This is a genomic window from Sporacetigenium sp. TC11 (assembly GCF_058146105.1).
Window position 1 is genome coordinate 25,112 of the sequence record NZ_JBYVNY010000007.1, and the last position, 16,478, is coordinate 41,589.

The window sequence follows — 16,478 nt, forward strand, 5'->3', positions numbered from 1 at the left end:
ATTTCAATTGTAATAATACGTTTTTATATTTGTTTTACATATTACCTACTATCTTTCGTACTTGTACCTCGCTTATATCAAACTTCCTTGCAAGTTCTTTATAATTCCATCCATCAAACTTTTCCCTAATAACTCTGTTTCTAATAGGCTTAACAAGTGAATTTTCTGTAGGAATATATATAGAAATTCCGCCACATAGCCTACATAACTTAATAAAATTATCAATACCTATTTCATCAACTATATCTTTTAGTGATTCTGGTACATCAATCTTTGTCAAATCCTCTAGCATATTATCCCTCCAGTAAATATACTGATTAACCTCCGTAAATCCTATAATTTAATTTCTTTCCCTTTATTTCTACTAGGTATTCTTTGCTCATTTCTATAATTCTACTGCCTATTGCCTCGTCTATTTCTATAAGATCATCTAATAATTTTTCAGTACTTACTATAATTGGTTTGTTTGTTAGATATCTATAATTAATAAGTTCAAACATAATATTTATATCTGACTTAGTAATACTTCCTTTGAACAAATCGTCAATTAAAAGGACCTTAGCTTCTTTGTATCTTTTTAGTTCCCTATTGTAATTTTCTTCATCCAAAATACTTTGTTTTATCCTAGTTATAGTGTCTCTATATGGCATATACACAACCCCTATGGAATCTTTCATAAGATTATTTGCTATTGCTATTGATAAATGTGTTTTGCCACTACCTACCTGACCCATAAATATTATAGAGTTTTTTCTAGTATCTTTTATTTTTTCAAAGTTATAACAATAACTCTTTGCCTTTGCAAATGCCTCTGTTAGCTGCAAATCAATACTATAGTCAAAGTTATCAAATGTCTTTTTTCTAAATTCCTCATTTATTCCACTATTTTTCAAAATACTCTCACTTAATCTTAACTCCCTACAATCACAGGGAATTGCTGTATTATCTACTAAAATAAAAGTCATATCCCTACAATTAGTGCATTTATACCTAACTTTCTTCAAGTAGTCTTCTTGCTTGTTCAAGTTGTTCTTTTGTTGGTTTTCTGTAAAGTTCTTGGTCTTCTGACTTAAGTTCTTCAAGATATCTGTTTTTTGCATTGTTGCTATTATTTGTTCCATTGTCATTACCCCCTGTATTTTTGACACTTACCTCATAAGCTTTTAAATCACTATATGTTTTTATATTTTTACTTTCCCACTGTTTCAAAATCCCACTCACATATCCTTTGTTACATCTTCCATTATTAGTTGCAATTTCTATAGCTCTTTTAAATAACTTAATATCTACATACTTACTTATATCAATTAGCCATTCACTTACTACCCCATTAACAAGGCCTATATTTTGTTCATAAAGTCTAGCAAACCTTTTTATTATATGCTTTTGTTCTTCTTTTTGTTCTTCTTTTTCTTTATCTTCTTCTTTTTCTTCTTCTTTTTCTTGTCCCAATTTTGAAGACGATTCGTATAACGATTCGTGGTACGTATCGTCTTCTAATTTTATATATCTATCAAACACTGTTTTTATTTCTGGTCTTTCTATATTTTCACCTACATAATTTATTAATGACTTACCCTTTACAGCTTTAAGCTCTTTTTCTATACAATCCATAAATGGCTTTCCACCTCTATCTAAATTGTACTTACCCCAGTTTTTTATTGCTATTTCCCTTGTATCTTCATTGTATATTATTAATTTATGGTGTTTTTCAAATCTATCAATAAGAGCATTAACACTTTCTGTTGAGTATCCAATTTCAAATGATATTTGCTTTTTTGTTATAGAATATATCCCTATTTGGGTTGTGTTTGGATTTGTAAGTAAATATAAAAAGAATATTTTATCTTCTGGTGTCAACTCTTCTAATACTTTAGGATCTCTCCAAAATTCTGTATGTACTTTCCTAAATACAGCCATCTTATTTCCCCCTAATTATAAGTAATGAATTAAATTACTAAATACTTATTTTAAATAATACAATAGATTTCCATAAAATACAAGAACATATGTTCGCATTTTCCATTGTACTCCTAATAGCAGATTATCCCCACACTATTATTCTCAAAAGAACTATTATAGTAAATAGGTATAGTTTAGTAGTATAATCTTAATGCAAAATGTTTATATCTGTTGATTTATCTAAAGTTATATCAAACATAAGTTTACATATACAATAATATTTTTTGCTAAATTAATTTACTAAATTTTTTATACAATATAAATAGCCCCTTGGATTAGCAAGGAGCCTATTTTGGTAAAAGGGTATTAAATTTTAAAATTTCATTTACTATACTTAAATCTCTCATATTTGTTACTACTTATTAATTTTTTGTTTATCAATAAGTACAAATTGATTTAGCAGTATATAAGCACCAACTCCCTATACTATCTAATATCTTTAAGTTAATCGTACTTATTTTGGTGTACCCACTTACATTTAAAACATATAACATCTAAGAGAAAGCTATCAATAAGATGGCTCTTTCAACATTATATTATTTAATTTCAGTTCTTGTTCTTATCACTTAATATACTCTATTCTTTATATTATCTAATTTTAGAGGTTATTAATCGTTGACTACGAATTTTCGTTGAAATATAATATATTTATATTGTAACGAAAGGGGATACTGTTTATGTCACAAACCACAAAAAGAGCTTTGGCGGCATCATTAAAGAAATTAATGAATACTATTCCCTTATCTAAAATCACAAGTTCTATTCGGTTCTTCTATTGAATGTATCTTTCCGTATAAATCCCAAGTACATTCATAGTGTTCTTCCATCTCTCTTCCACCACGAATTATGTACCCAGCTTTAACATTTCCACAGCCATCCATATGACCATCTCTAATCAGATATGCAGCTGCTGCAAGAGATGCTATACCTCCTCCAACTAAATATGCTTTTTTCTTTTCAACTCCTTTTAGTTTTACTGTATTGATGTTTTGAAAATTCCCCATAATACTTCCACCTTTATTTTATATTTCTTTACTAATAAGGATAGTTAAGGTTTAATATAGTATAAATAATCAATACATATCAAGTGTGAAAAGTTGCAACATATGTTATCATTTGTGTAAATTATTTTTATCTATTTTTTTAAAAGAAGTCATGTGGAAGATGAAATCCTTAATTGCTATTTCGTATTTTATTTGAAATAGTATGAGTTAAACAGATATTTCAATATGCCTATTATAAAAATCTATATTTGGGTATCTTGGTAAATTGTATTGACCATTTTTTAGAGTTTCGCCTAAACTTTTTATGTAATCATTAATATAAATATTTAAAGCAATATAAACGAAAGGTTGTATCTTTTGTGATACAACCTTTCGTTTATTATAATGAACAAATATAAGAAATAAATTGGATTTATATGTAGTTTATCGCCCCTAGTTATATACTAAGAAGCTTTTCTTCTATATATTCCTTAAACGGTTTACCTGCTATTGTTACTGGGCCTTCTCCAAATAAATCTACTGTTATATTAAAGAAATTGATTATTATTTTATTTCCATCAATATAATATTCATCCATATGTCCTGGAATAAATATTACCTCATATTCTTCCTTACTTAATTTATCTTTCATGTAATCTAAATTAAGCTGCTTTACTGGTGCCATCATCATATTTGTAAATCCTAAATCTTCAAGCATCCACATATTTTTATTCCAGAATCTACTTTCCTTTTTTGTTGGTTTATTTAGAAGCTCTCTGTTTGATATTGCTGAAAGTACCTTTCTTACAGAGTCCTTTGTAAAGTCTTCATCATATAGATATTTCATGTCCGTTTGATCAGCTAATCCCATAAAAAATGAATCTGCTATCTTTTCTCTTTGATGTACTGAATCCCAAATATAAAGCATCATTTCTAATATCTCACTTTTAATTACAATTTTAGCCAAGTTAAATCCCCCTTTTTATTTTAATATTTTTATTTATGTTTGAACTACTCTATGCTTGAATTAACCTAAAGTTTCCGTTCCCATCAGCCCCCCTGATTGGCTTGTGAATAGAAACAACTCTGTGTGTTTCATTGCTTGGTTATTTCAAGTACCAACCTTATATATTATGTTTTGAAAGTTCTAACATATTACCAATATAACACAAAATTAAGAAAAGGTGGCTTAAGAAAAATTTCTACCTAAATACATAAATATCTAAAAGCACCTTTTGAATTATATCTTTATCTGGTGCATAAAGAGAATATTGGTTAAATATATAGAAAAAATAGCTGTATAAAGTACTTATACAGCTATTTGTATATTGATTATGTTACTGGTGATGATTGTTGACGTATTTCTATAGAGTTAATTCCACAAGTAGGGTATAAAAAAATTCTATTGCTTTTAATAGCGAACACTATATTTGTATCGGCTTTTATTATTTGAGTTCTAGTAAAGGCATTAGTATTAGTAATTGGAAAATTAAAATCAGTATCTAAGGTAAAGCAAAGTAAATCTGTATTATTTGTATCTTTAAAGCAATCTATAACTTCTACTATGCTATCTATACAACAACAAGGATTTATGTCACAAGTTAAACTTATAAAGTTGCTTATTTTTTCGCTAAGTTGCATAAGGATACTAGCATTAGCAATGGCATTCATAGTGTTAAATCTAACTATATTACATATGCAAATAAAAACATTAGGTTCAGATGCCATATTATCAGATAGATATACTGTGTCTTTAGTTATCTTATATATATAACCTCTAAAGCTTTTATTTCTAGTAACTATTATTACTAATATATCTTTTCTTTCGAATAATTGTAACATGTTTCTCAATGTTTCTATGCTAGGGCAGTTGTCACATCGAGGGGCTCTATCACAAAACTTGCAGTCTCTTATCAAATCTTCACTCAATTAATATCCTCCCTTCAATTATAATTTAAGATAGGAAATGTTCTCTAAACTTTCTTACAAGCTTTAAACTGTTTTAGGTCTTTTAGGATGGCAAATTGTTTTATATGCTTTATTCTCTTTAATTTATTTGCATTTGAGAAATATTTAACTATTCAATATCAATATATGTGGACAGGTTACAATTTGACACTAAAAAGTAAACATTATTTAAACTCTTAACCAGAAATATTATCGCTTCTAATTTATCTATGTATAAAAATATGCACATTATAAACTGTTCTATTATAAAACGCTCTAAAACTTTTAAGGATTTAACACTGTGCATAATAAATTCATATAATTATAATTATGACACTACATTTTATAAACTAGTATTTTAAATATAATTAAAGGAGTGATATTATTAGTCGTCAAACAACATATGAGCTGGCAAATCCATGTATAGACAATCAAACCTCACTACTTAGAACATTTAATGCTATACCAAGTTTAACAGTAGATATTCGTATAAACGATGTTCCTAGAACTACTAATTTAGAATATGCAGAACTTACCCAATATCTATCAACTAGACTTGGTCCACGTAATCTAAAAGTATATGAAACTCAAACTGAAAATCTTTTATATGAAGCAAGGGATTTTGATATACCTAGTGGACAGTTAATAACTCAGTTAATATATGGAAGCGCAAGTAACTTTAAATTTGTACCAATAATAGATGATATTAATGAAGGTATATCACCTGATCAGACAAAGACTAGATTTTATAACTTAACTAATTATAGTATGACCTCTACTCTTTCTTCCTCCTCTGGTTCATCAACAATTGTTTTAGACTCTGGTAGTGGTTCTAATTATACACAAATAGATCCCGGTTCATATTCTTGGGAACTCACTATGCCTAATCAACGCCCAAAGACTATAAATATAAATTTTAAACAAGGTAGAATATATACAGTATATATTATTAACAATATGAGTCCCGATACCCAAGGTTATGACCAAATTAATATTCCACAAGTTGTATTAGTAGTAGATGGAAATACTTTGTTTACTAAATGTATTTTTTTTGTAGCAAAAAAAAATAAGCATCAGATATACTAATGCTTATTCCTAATTTATTATTTCGTATATCTCTGTTTTTGAATATCATATATTAATATATTCAAATAGTGTACTTCCTCTATGAGGCTCTAGTATATAATCTTTACCTAAAATAAATTTTAAATCTTTTAAGCGATAACCTTTAAGCTTAGTTTTAGACATATCAAAAACATATGTAGCATTAATAGAATCATTATTTGAAATATAATCGTTTAACTTGTACTGAGTTTCTATGTTAGGAGAATCTAGTCTTATAAGAGCCCCTTCTCTTTGTCTTCCACCTTTAGGTCCTACTATCTCAATACCAAATCCCTCCATATAATCAAAACTTTCAATAGATATAGGTTTATCGCCTTCAAATCTATAAGTAAAATCTACAAATATTTGCCCACTTTCATCCTCATATATATTGTTTAAAGTGAAAAAAAGCTTTTCATCAGGATGTTCTCTATTTTCACACTCAAATAATAAAAATTCATCCTTAAGTTCAATATCTTTATCATATCGTCTATCAGGTTTCCCTTCTCCGTTTAGAACTGAACTAATAAATGAAATCCCCTGCATAAACAATAAAACTACAACTATATTAAGTACTAAATCTTTTATTTTCTTCATTTTAATCTCCCTAAATAATTGTATACTTTCTTCTATTATTCTTTGTCTATTTTCAGATTTAGCTTTTACCTTTTCCTTCTACTTTTACATCTATTTTTACTTCCTTTAATAAGTTTTGTATTTTCTTTTCTTGGAGATTTATTATTCTTGTAGTTTCAATATCTCTAAAAATTGCGTATGTTGTAACCATAATTAACAAAGCAGTCAGTCCAAATATTATCACATTTTTAATTGTATCAATTTTAATATTATCCATGCATATCCCCTCCCCCTATTTAATACTTTATAAATATATAATAACATATAAAAAAGCAGAGTACTTTTATTAACCAAAAGCACCCTACTTTTTTATCATTAATTTTACTTTTTCTTTGCCCAAAACCATTTATTTGTATCTACTATTCGTCTTTGTATTTATCTTTGTAGTTAGAACTTATCAAAGAAATGAAATTACTATAATAAAGATTTTTTTATGTTCTCAATTGATATTTCATACTTTCTTTGAAGTAAATATATTAAACATCTATTTCAATATGTTTAATGTAAAAATCTATATCTGAATACCCTGGTAGATTATATTGACCTTTTCCTAGAGTCTTGCCTAAACTACTTGCAAAATCATTAATGTCATGTATATTTGCTTGTACCTTTTTAGGATTATAATTCCCAACTTTCTTAAATGTAACAATAATTAATACCGCATTTGAGGCCTTTAAATTTTTTGCTTCAATTAATGTTCCCACTGTTGCAGTTAGTAGTTGATAACGCACGTCTACTCCGCATGTATAACATCCATAAACATCATTATACAAGCTTTCTATTCTATTTCTTTTATTATCTGATATATCTTTAGATAATTCTTTTGAAACAAGATTACCCAATGATTCGTCAGCTTTAGCTTCAATTCCTACCACCCATTTACTGTCTTGTACAAGTAGCAAATCATGATTACGGCCTTCCCCTTTTCCTGTAAGTCTAGTAACTCTTTCAGGTTCCCCAGTAAAAATACTATCTTGATTACAACCTAATTCAAGTAATATTTCTTCAATTTCTTTTGGTATATATCCATTAGCTTCAAGGATATACTTTGCTAATTCTTTAGCACTTCTCCCATCTTTCCATTGAATATCCTCTTTCTTAGGTGATGCAAACTCTTTCCAATCATCTAATGAATTAATATCATTAGCCCCTTTTCTTAAATGTAATTCATATCTTCCCACAGACTTCCTCCCCTGTAACATATTTATGTAATTATATTTTAACTGTTTATTTGTAAGTTGTAACGCTTTATTCAATATAATAACAAATACTATTTCTTAATATAAAGAATTGAAAAAGAAGTTACTCTAAATTTTCTAAAATAACTCCTTATAACATTTTAAAAATATTATTGGCTTCATCTCTAGTCTCCCCCTAGTATGTCATATTATTGGCTATGTTTTAAATGAGTGTTGAGAATGGATATAGTTTTGTTTTTAAAATATGAAATAAGTCGGCCTTTTTTGTTTTCATGAAATAAATAAACGGTATTTGTGGGATATTAATTATATAAATCATACTTATGGTAGAGGTGTTTGAAATGGGTAAAAAGGTATATATTGGTGCAGTACTAATATTAATGATTTCTGTTATATTTATGTCAAAAAATTCAAACCACGTAGATACATTTAGTATAATTGATGAATCAGACTATGCTACATTTGTTGAAGATTGGTTTAATAAGTATAAGAAATTTAACCCCGATGTGCTTAGCCAAGATATTGGAAAAGATATTTCTAATATCGAGTTTGAATACGATAGACTGAGAGCATTCTACAAATTTTTAGAAACCTATAACTTTGAGGAATCTTTAGTTCCAGAAGAATACAAAGTTTTTCATACTAAATTAAAGACTCTAGTGATTTCAGCTTTATATGATACAGATCAAATAATGCAAGGATTAGTTCAGTCAAATAGTAGATTAATTGAGAATGGCAAAAAATCTTTGCTTAAAACAGTTTTACTGATAAATGTGATTAAAGAAGAATTTGAAAATTTAAATAATGAGTCCTAATATGTAAAGGATATACTTAATTTCAACACTGTATTAAAACAAAGCCTTTTATTAAAATCTCTATAATTTACCTATTTAGATTTGTTATTTAAATTATAGTACACATTTCAAACTAGTCCAATAAACATTGGCATACATGAAGGAAGGGTCTTCCTCTTTAATAGGCGACCCTTCCTTCAGTAAATATATTATTGTATCTTAATTATTTTTATTTCTGTACTATCTGTTTTTCTTTTCTTATCCGTGGTTATCTATGAAAATAAGTATTTTGGCTAATTTTTAGTTTTCAGCTAGTTGCACATCTATATATTTATGTAACGCCCCTATAATTTCTGTTTTATACTTATATATATCGTTTATATTATCAATATAAATTCTATTTCCATCATTAAATACCATAGACTGTTTATTCCCACCTAAATATAATCTGCATATCCATTTTCTAGTATTGTTTTGATATAGTATATTGAAATATTTTTCAACATCTTTATTGGTTATATCATTAGGGTCAACAACTTCACTTAGTATACTCTTTATTATGTAGAAACTTTCAAGTTCTTCTTGTGTTGTTACGATTTTGTTAGTATTCTTGCTTTCCTCATCAATATCAATACTGGCTTCTGCTAGTTTAGTTGAATCGGTTCTAGTAGTTTTAATCTCTACATCAACTTGCTCTTCTGTGTTCAGTATACTCTTCAATCTATCGCTCATAAAATCATTTATGAACTGTTGAAAAGACTTCTTTACTGTTGGTCTAAATTTTTCAATTACGTTTTGTGTTTTTACTCCATTATAAAATTCATTTATTATAAATCTTATAAACTCATCAGAAGGATTGTTTAACTCTTTATTCATCTTTGATTTTATTAAACTTGTATATTTTAATTCTGATGCTGTATCGAATATAGTATCTATATCAAAGTTCTCTTTTTTAAATTTCTTTAATTCTTGTATAAATACATCATTTAAATCTAGTATATTTAGTTCTAGAAAAGGACTTTCATCCATTTTGTTACGTTCTTCTAAGTCAGTATAAAACTTATATATTAATCCATTTGTTAAAATTGCAAATCTAGCATCTGTTGATGTAAAATATCTAAACAATTGTGCATCGTGTTTTGTTAAATCGTCATCTACACTCTTAGCTTCTATTAGTATTACAGGCTTATTATTTTCCATTATCGCGTAGTCTACTTTTTCACCTTTTTTAGTTCCAACGTCTGCAGTGAATTCCGGAATAAATTCATCTGGATTAAATACGTCGTAATCTAATAATTGAAAAAATGGCATTATTAATGCCGTCTTTGTTGCTTCTTCTGTTGCCAAGTTATTTCTAACTTTTTCTGCCCTCTTACTAAATTGTTTTAGCTTATCCGAAAAATCCATGTTCATATCTTAAAACTCCCCCTGTTTTATTTACTACTAAAAATTTACTTCTATATATTAAGTATATAGATACACAATGGATATTATACGCTTTACTATATATCCAAAGCTATATTGTAAATGCTTACAAGAGGCAAATGATTCGCTCCTTACTTGATGTTAGGATTCATTTTCTTTTCAAACTGTGATAATACACCTACTCCTAATACAAATTCTATCTTATCAATATTTTTATCATCTTCTAGTCCAATAACTTTCATTTTTTCAGTAGGTTCATTACTTAAAACTAAATCATATATATCCTTTTTTAGACTTCGTAAAATTGGTGCTGAATATTTAGACTTATTTTCTAACATAGCTCTATATAATACTTTAAAATCATTTATCTTTATTTTAGTCATTTCAATATACTTATTATCATCAAACACTATGCAATGAGTAGAAATACCTTCGTCTTTACCAGTAGTGTCCCATTCTACAAAGATTAATCTACGCTTTAACTTTAATAAATTCTCTTCTGATAAACAACTTGCAATATCCTTTAGGATATTTTTTATATTATCATCGCGTATAGAATAACCCATAAAAATTATAGGATATTCTAAAAATAATGTTAATATTTTGGCTGCCAAATATTTGTTTTTTTCATTAAATACTTTATAGTCATCTTCATCAATAACAATAGATTCAGGTTTTGAACAACATCCATGAACTTTATAAATTTCTCCTATACCTTGTAATGGCGAGAATATAAGTTCCTCTTGTCCTATAAACACCTCATAATTCTCAATTATACTTTCCAATAACTGATCATAATTAGTTGTTATTACCCCTGATATACTCTTTCTGGATACTTGTTTAAATAATTCTACCTCTTCCTTAAATTCACTTACTATTTTATCAGCATTATCTTTTATATATTTTGCAATCTCTATTTTTAGTGGTGATGTACCTAGCTTTATATCTTCACTATATAGACTTCTTGTTTCTTTAAACTCCTCTTTTGTATACCATTTATTTATTAGATCTTTTCCTATTAAAGCAGCTATCTTTTGATATATCCCTATTTCAAGTTCCATAGCCTTTGCTTTTTGCATATACATATCAAATCCATATTCGCTATCTATTGCTTTATGTGCCATAATTCTTAGAAGTCCTGGCCAATCTGCTAAACCAAGATATCTTCTAGAAATCCCAGCCCCTACAAATAATATTGGTGTAGTATTACTTTCCATTAAAATCTCTTTTATCTTTTCTTGCATTTTATCAACTTCCCTAATATTTATAATATTTTTTATCACTAAAAACATATTCAATTATAGTTGTATTTATAACACAAAAAAACACCCTCATTTAGATGGTGCTTATATCAATACTATGAAACTATTTAACAATTTCTTAAAAACTCTTAACTCATCAACTATGTTCTATATATTCTTTTTATTAGTTAAGTATTCTTTTAGTTCCTTAAAAGGTAATAATAAACACTCAATCAGAAATTTTATCGCTTCTAATATCTCTCTATCCTGTTCTTTTTCACGTTCTATTGACCTATCTATTATTTTAGAGATATCGTCTATTACTTTCTCCATCTTATCCATAATATACCCTTCTTATTTTATCAATAATTCCAATTGGTTTTGATATAGTTTACTTTTCTATATTTAACATCCATATCCTTTTTAATGGTATTTCAGCTTTAATGTCTTCGCTTAACTTCTCATAGTTCTCAAGTATTTGTTCTATAATTTTCTTAGAATCCCATAGCCTTAACTTAAAAAACTGCTTAGGAATATATAAGGTAATTGTACAAGAAATCGTGATGATGATCAAATATACAATTTATGGAATGATATTAGAAAATACATATTTGACCAAGGTCTACAATTAGGTGTCCATGCTCCATTGCCAGAATAGTATATAATTTACTAATGTAATAAAAATAGCCTATGTTTTTAATCTAGGCTATTTTTATTACTATCTAAAACGTTATCTATCAAAATGTTTAAGTAGTGTACTTCCTTCGTGAGGTCGTACTACATATCCAAATAATATCTTACTTATATTACTTCCTCGGAATTTTTCTTTATATCAGCAATGATACTCATAATCTTTCTAGCATCATCCATATTATTCTTAAACAACTGAGTTATATTGCCTACACTTCTAAATGGATCTTCCGTTAAAACGATGTTATCTTCTATTAACCCATTTACAACAACATAATCAACTATTAACTTTATAAAGTGTATCTGAGTAGTATTTAGATTTTCATTATTTAAAAACTCAGAAAAAGCTTCATTAGCAGCTACTCTATCAAGCCCTACAATTTTTCTAACTAACTTACCAAGTGGCATATCTCCAAACTCTTTTTCATAATCGGATACAGTACCTAACTGATTCCACATTAAATCTTCTAGTGTTTGAATATCTTGCTTAGTCAGTTTCTTATTATTTCTAAGCTTAAATACAGTCATATCATCTTTATGCTCTTTTAAGTAATGCTCTACCTTTTTTCTGTAGTTCTTTAAATCATTTGCATTATAGATAGCTCCATTACTTACTTCAGCAACAATCATATCATTAAATCCAGTATAATAAGACTCTTGACCTTCTTTTTGTAAGTATTTTAATAAGTCTCTTAATGCTTCTCTTACACTGTCAAGTTCAAATATATCTATATCTTCCCAGAACTCTTCACTTTTTACCTTTTCTATAGTATACCTTTGTGCTTGTACTTCAGGGATAGTACCCAGCTTTGATAACGCTTCTGCTGTTTGTATAACACCTTTTATAGGTTTTGTAGCATTATTTCCTTGAAGATTTGCAAGCTGTATAGTATACATAACAAGGTCAAATCTCTTTGCCAACTCATCACTATCATAGGTCGTTATAAGTGGTGCTATATTCGATTTTATCTCACCCACACTAATTGTATTTAATGCATTCCATAATTCTTTGTTTCTATATTTATGAACGTACTTTAGATTCATTCTTACCCTAAAGCTTTCATCATGTAAGCTATTTATATCTGCAAACACTCCATCTAATAGTTCTTTTCTGTAATCTTGATATTCATCAGTTAAATATTTAATATCTTGTAATTCCCTTATTAAATCTACCTTAATATTAAATATCTTCTCTATTAAAGTCTCAGTACTTGAACTTTCATATCCCTTTGGGTTTGCTCTAAAGAATTCAAAGTTATTACAGAAATCAAATATTAAAAATTCCTTTTTATCTATTCCAACTCCAAGTAAGTCAGGGCATAATCTTGTACCCCTACCAATCATCTGCCAAAACTTTGTCTTAGACTTTACCTTTTTAAAGAATATTAGATTTAAAATCTCAGGAATATCTATACCTGTATCTAACATATCAACAGATACTGCTATTTGAGGCATTTTATTTTTATCACTAAAATCATCTATTAAAGTATCTACGTAGTTAATACTATAATCTATAACCCTTGCAAAATCTCCCCCAAGCCTTGGATAAAGTATTTTAAATCTATCTACTATAGCCTGTGCATGTTTATGACTTTTAGCAAATATTATAGTCTTTCCAAGTTTGTCTCCGCCTTCAATTTTTAGACCTTTATCCATTAATTTATTTAATACCAAGTCTATAGTATCAGCATTAAACAACCAATTATTTATAGCAGAGTTAGAAATCTCCTCTCCTATAGTTTCATCATCATCAAAGGTCTCCTCGTACTCTTCTTTTTCTTCCTCTGATAATTCATCATACCTTATTCCATCTTCCATAATCTTAGACTTAACTTCTAGTGTTTTATAATCTACAAGATATCCATCCTCTACTGCTTTTTCTAACTCATAAGCATAAGTAGGAACACCATTTTCTAAGTCAAATATAGAATAAGTATTTTTATCTATTTCATCCTTAGGAGTAGCTGTAAGTCCTAAAAGATAAGAATCAAAATACTCAAATATTGCTTTATATTTTTTATAAATACTTCTATGAGATTCATCAATTATAATTAAATCAAAATGACCTGGAGTAAATAACCTCTTACCATCCTTTGATTTTGTATCATCTATAGAATTCATCATAGTAGGATAAGTTGAAAATATCATTCTTGCTTCTTCAGGATTATCCTTATTATCTAATAAATTACAAAGAGCTAAATCTGGTAATAACTTAGAAAAGTTCTTTTTAGCTTGTTTAACTAAAGCCTTTCTATCTGCTAAAAACAGTATGTTCTTTGCCCAGTTGTGTCTTGTAAGTACATCAACTATAGAAATAGCAGTTCTAGTTTTCCCAGTACCTGTACCTGCAACTATAAGACATTTTCTATTTCTCTTTTCTAAAGCTTCACATACAGATAATACTGATTCCTTTTGATAATATCGATTAGATATTTCATCTTTTATATGAACATTATTAAAAGGCTTTTTGCTACTTCTTCTATCTACCATAAGTTGAAGTTCAGCCTTTTTGAAGAAGCCATAAACCCTTCTTTCAGAGTATCCATTGTAATCATCCCACATAAAAGTTTCAAAACCATTTGTAAAAAAGATTACAGGTCTTTGATTAAACTGCTTTTCCAAACAATCTGCATAAAGCTTAGCCTGTTGTTGACCAACCTTAGGATCTTTGCTACTTCTCTTTGCCTCAACTACAGCTAGTGGCTTTCCGTTGTTTCCATATAATACATAATCTACATAACCTAATCCCGAATTATTTGGCATCCCACTAACTTCAAGTTCTTCTACTATATCTTTGTTAAACTCCCAACCAGACAACTTTAGCTCAACATCAATATATCTTTTTCTAGTTTCAAACTCACTTATTTCATCTATATTAAAGTCGTAATTTTCTGTGTTAGACTTTCTCTTTTGAGTAAGCTCTTTTCTTAACTCTGTATTTTGTTTTATAATTTCTTCTAGTTTTTTATCCTTAGAGCTTAACTTTTCATAAAGGTCTTTTAGCTCCTCTGGTCTAGTTCTTTTATCTTCACCCTCTAATAATAAGCTTTCATCAAACTCCCCTGCTGTATAATCGTCAGCATAGCAATAATCTATCCATGATATAAACTGATGTAGGTTGTGAAGAGATAAAATTGCCTCTTCTCTACTTATGTTTGCATTGGTGTGTACTGCTACATTTCCAAGTTTTATTATATATTTTAAAAGAGGTAACATATCTGAGTCTATTAGCATTAAAAAGTTGTTGTCGTGGATTAAGCTTGATAAATTATCTTGATATGGTAATCTTAAATCTTCATCAAAACTATATACCCATTTTACAGCAAGTTCTAATGCTCTTCTTGATAGTATAGCAGTAGTTGCTGGACTATCAAGAATGCTCTTTTCAGCCTCTAAACATGCCTGAGTGAAACTTTTAAATGTTTCTTTTTCATTTAAAAATCCAAAATTTCCTCCCATACTTCTCCCCCATATGTAAACTTATTATAGTTTAATTATACCATAATTTATATATATAGAAATATCATGATGCTTCTAAATTAATATCCAGAGTAATTTTAAAACCTTGAAATTACGAGTAATTATATTATTTCGTTGACTAAAAAGTCAATTAAGTCTTTTTTTAATCATAACTTGTCCTTTTATATCATATATTTTTATTAAGTTTATATACTAAGGAGGAAACCTATGATACCTTATATGAATATGTATCCAATGCAAAACCAAATGTGTAATACTTTCAATGAAGGGACTATGTCTTCAAATGGAGTGGGAACTATAAAAGCTAAACCTGACATGGCTATTTTAACAATCGGAGTTACTACAGAGTATAAGGACGTTAAAGTTGCTCAAAATGAAAATAACGAAATAATCAACAACATATTAAGTGATTTGTATAATATAGGAATAAATAGAGAAGATATTCAAACAGTAGATATAAGTATAAGAAAAGCATACGATTATGGAGATGGTAAACAAACATTTAGAGGTTATGAGGTAGTACATATACTTAAAATAGTGATCAGAGATATAAATTTAGTGGGACAAGCTTATTCTTTAGCAGTTGAAAATGGCACTAATAGCGATATTACTATAAACTTTACAGCTTCTAATATTGAAAAATATTATGACAGAGCTTTAGTATTAGCAGTTAAAGATGCTGTAAACAAAGGAAAATTAATGGCCAATACCTTAGGTGTTAGAATTAAAAAAGTTCCTAGCAATATATCTGAAGTAGTTATGTCTCAAACACCTAGACCAAATCCTTATTCCTTTGCTGTTATGGACGCAAAAGAAATTAGTACTCCTATATCTGAAGGTGTATTAGAAGTGAGAGCAGAGGTTAATGCAGTATTTTGTACATATTAAAAGTCGCTTTGCCCATGCCTTAATCAGCATTGAAAATCAGGACCTCGCTCAAGTTTATTATATTATACCTTATCCTCATACCAGATAAATTATAATATCCTTGTAATTAAAAAACCTCTATCAAGTTAT

Annotated in this window: 16 protein-coding genes; 3 read left to right on the forward strand and 13 right to left on the reverse strand. The window is 28.1% G+C overall.

The features are described 5' to 3' along the window. Positions 1-34: 34 nt before the first annotated feature. The 6 genes from ACUSRV_RS11090 to ACUSRV_RS11115 form a co-directional block, all read right to left on the reverse strand. A complete protein-coding gene (locus ACUSRV_RS11090; protein WP_490142025.1) occupies positions 35-292 on the reverse strand; it encodes a Mor transcription activator family protein in 258 nt (85 codons plus the stop codon). A gap of 25 nt (positions 293-317) precedes the next feature. Further along, complete coding sequence (locus ACUSRV_RS11095) at positions 318-1,100, reverse strand: ATP-binding protein (RefSeq protein WP_490142143.1); 783 nt, start codon at positions 1,098-1,100, stop codon at positions 318-320. Continuing rightward, on the reverse strand, positions 991-1,920 hold the full coding sequence (locus ACUSRV_RS11100) for a DnaD domain protein (RefSeq protein WP_490142026.1): 930 nt from the start codon (positions 1,918-1,920) through the stop codon (positions 991-993). Before ACUSRV_RS11100 ends, ACUSRV_RS11095 begins: the two co-directional genes overlap by 110 nt. 782 nt (positions 1,921-2,702) lie before the next feature. Next, the gene (locus ACUSRV_RS11105) at positions 2,703-2,966 is read right to left on the reverse strand and encodes an oleate hydratase (protein ID WP_490142027.1); all 264 of its coding nucleotides are present in this window, start codon (positions 2,964-2,966) and stop codon (positions 2,703-2,705) included. Positions 2,967-3,402: 436 nt separating this feature from the next. Continuing rightward, positions 3,403-3,912, reverse strand: a complete 510-nt coding sequence (locus ACUSRV_RS11110; protein WP_490142028.1) for a TDE2712 family protein — start codon at positions 3,910-3,912, stop codon at positions 3,403-3,405. Between the two features lie 365 nt (positions 3,913-4,277). Then, a complete protein-coding gene (locus ACUSRV_RS11115) occupies positions 4,278-4,874 on the reverse strand; it encodes a hypothetical protein (RefSeq protein WP_490142029.1) in 597 nt (198 codons plus the stop codon). 441 nt (positions 4,875-5,315) lie between these two features. Between ACUSRV_RS11115 and ACUSRV_RS11120 the strand changes: the two genes are divergently transcribed. Beyond that, on the forward strand, positions 5,316-5,978 hold the full coding sequence (locus ACUSRV_RS11120) for a DUF4397 domain-containing protein (RefSeq protein WP_490142144.1): 663 nt from the start codon (positions 5,316-5,318) through the stop codon (positions 5,976-5,978). Positions 5,979-6,023: 45 nt separating this feature from the next. Here ACUSRV_RS11120 and ACUSRV_RS11125 read toward each other — a convergent pair whose 3' ends face one another. The 3 genes from ACUSRV_RS11125 to ACUSRV_RS11135 all read right to left on the reverse strand — a co-directional run bounded on the left by ACUSRV_RS11125 (position 6,024) and on the right by ACUSRV_RS11135 (position 7,813). Next, entirely contained in the window at positions 6,024-6,593 is a 570-nt protein-coding gene (locus tag ACUSRV_RS11125; protein ID WP_490142030.1) for a hypothetical protein, read from the reverse strand. Positions 6,594-6,651: 58 nt separating this feature from the next. Next, the gene (locus ACUSRV_RS11130) at positions 6,652-6,849 is read right to left on the reverse strand and encodes a hypothetical protein (protein ID WP_490142031.1); all 198 of its coding nucleotides are present in this window, start codon (positions 6,847-6,849) and stop codon (positions 6,652-6,654) included. A gap of 259 nt (positions 6,850-7,108) precedes the next feature. Continuing rightward, positions 7,109-7,813: a DUF6946 family protein gene (locus ACUSRV_RS11135; RefSeq protein WP_490142032.1), complete on the reverse strand. Its 705-nt coding sequence runs from the start codon at positions 7,811-7,813 to the stop codon at positions 7,109-7,111. Between the two features lie 359 nt (positions 7,814-8,172). On the opposite strand from ACUSRV_RS11135, the gene ACUSRV_RS11140 reads away from it, so the two are divergent. Continuing rightward, the gene (locus ACUSRV_RS11140) at positions 8,173-8,646 is read left to right on the forward strand and encodes a hypothetical protein (RefSeq protein ID WP_490142033.1); all 474 of its coding nucleotides are present in this window, start codon (positions 8,173-8,175) and stop codon (positions 8,644-8,646) included. Positions 8,647-8,925: 279 nt separating this feature from the next. Here ACUSRV_RS11140 and ACUSRV_RS11145 read toward each other — a convergent pair whose 3' ends face one another. From ACUSRV_RS11145 to ACUSRV_RS11160, 4 genes are all read right to left on the reverse strand, one after another. Beyond that, positions 8,926-10,038, reverse strand: a complete 1,113-nt coding sequence (locus tag ACUSRV_RS11145; RefSeq protein WP_490142034.1) for a type I restriction endonuclease — start codon at positions 10,036-10,038, stop codon at positions 8,926-8,928. A gap of 143 nt (positions 10,039-10,181) precedes the next feature. Continuing rightward, positions 10,182-11,294 (reverse strand): SIR2 family protein, encoded by a 1,113-nt coding sequence (locus tag ACUSRV_RS11150; RefSeq protein WP_490142035.1) that lies wholly within the window; start codon positions 11,292-11,294, stop codon positions 10,182-10,184. A 165-nt stretch (positions 11,295-11,459) separates the two neighbouring features. After that, the gene (locus ACUSRV_RS11155) at positions 11,460-11,633 is read right to left on the reverse strand and encodes a hypothetical protein (RefSeq protein WP_490142036.1); all 174 of its coding nucleotides are present in this window, start codon (positions 11,631-11,633) and stop codon (positions 11,460-11,462) included. Between the two features lie 459 nt (positions 11,634-12,092). Further along, positions 12,093-15,440, reverse strand: coding sequence for a DEAD/DEAH box helicase family protein (locus ACUSRV_RS11160; protein ID WP_490142037.1), 3,348 nt, complete (start codon positions 15,438-15,440; stop codon positions 12,093-12,095). Between the two features lie 228 nt (positions 15,441-15,668). Between ACUSRV_RS11160 and ACUSRV_RS11165 the strand changes: the two genes are divergently transcribed. Then, positions 15,669-16,349 (forward strand): SIMPL domain-containing protein, encoded by a 681-nt coding sequence (locus ACUSRV_RS11165; protein ID WP_490142038.1) that lies wholly within the window; start codon positions 15,669-15,671, stop codon positions 16,347-16,349. The last annotated feature ends 129 nt before the right edge of the window (positions 16,350-16,478 follow it).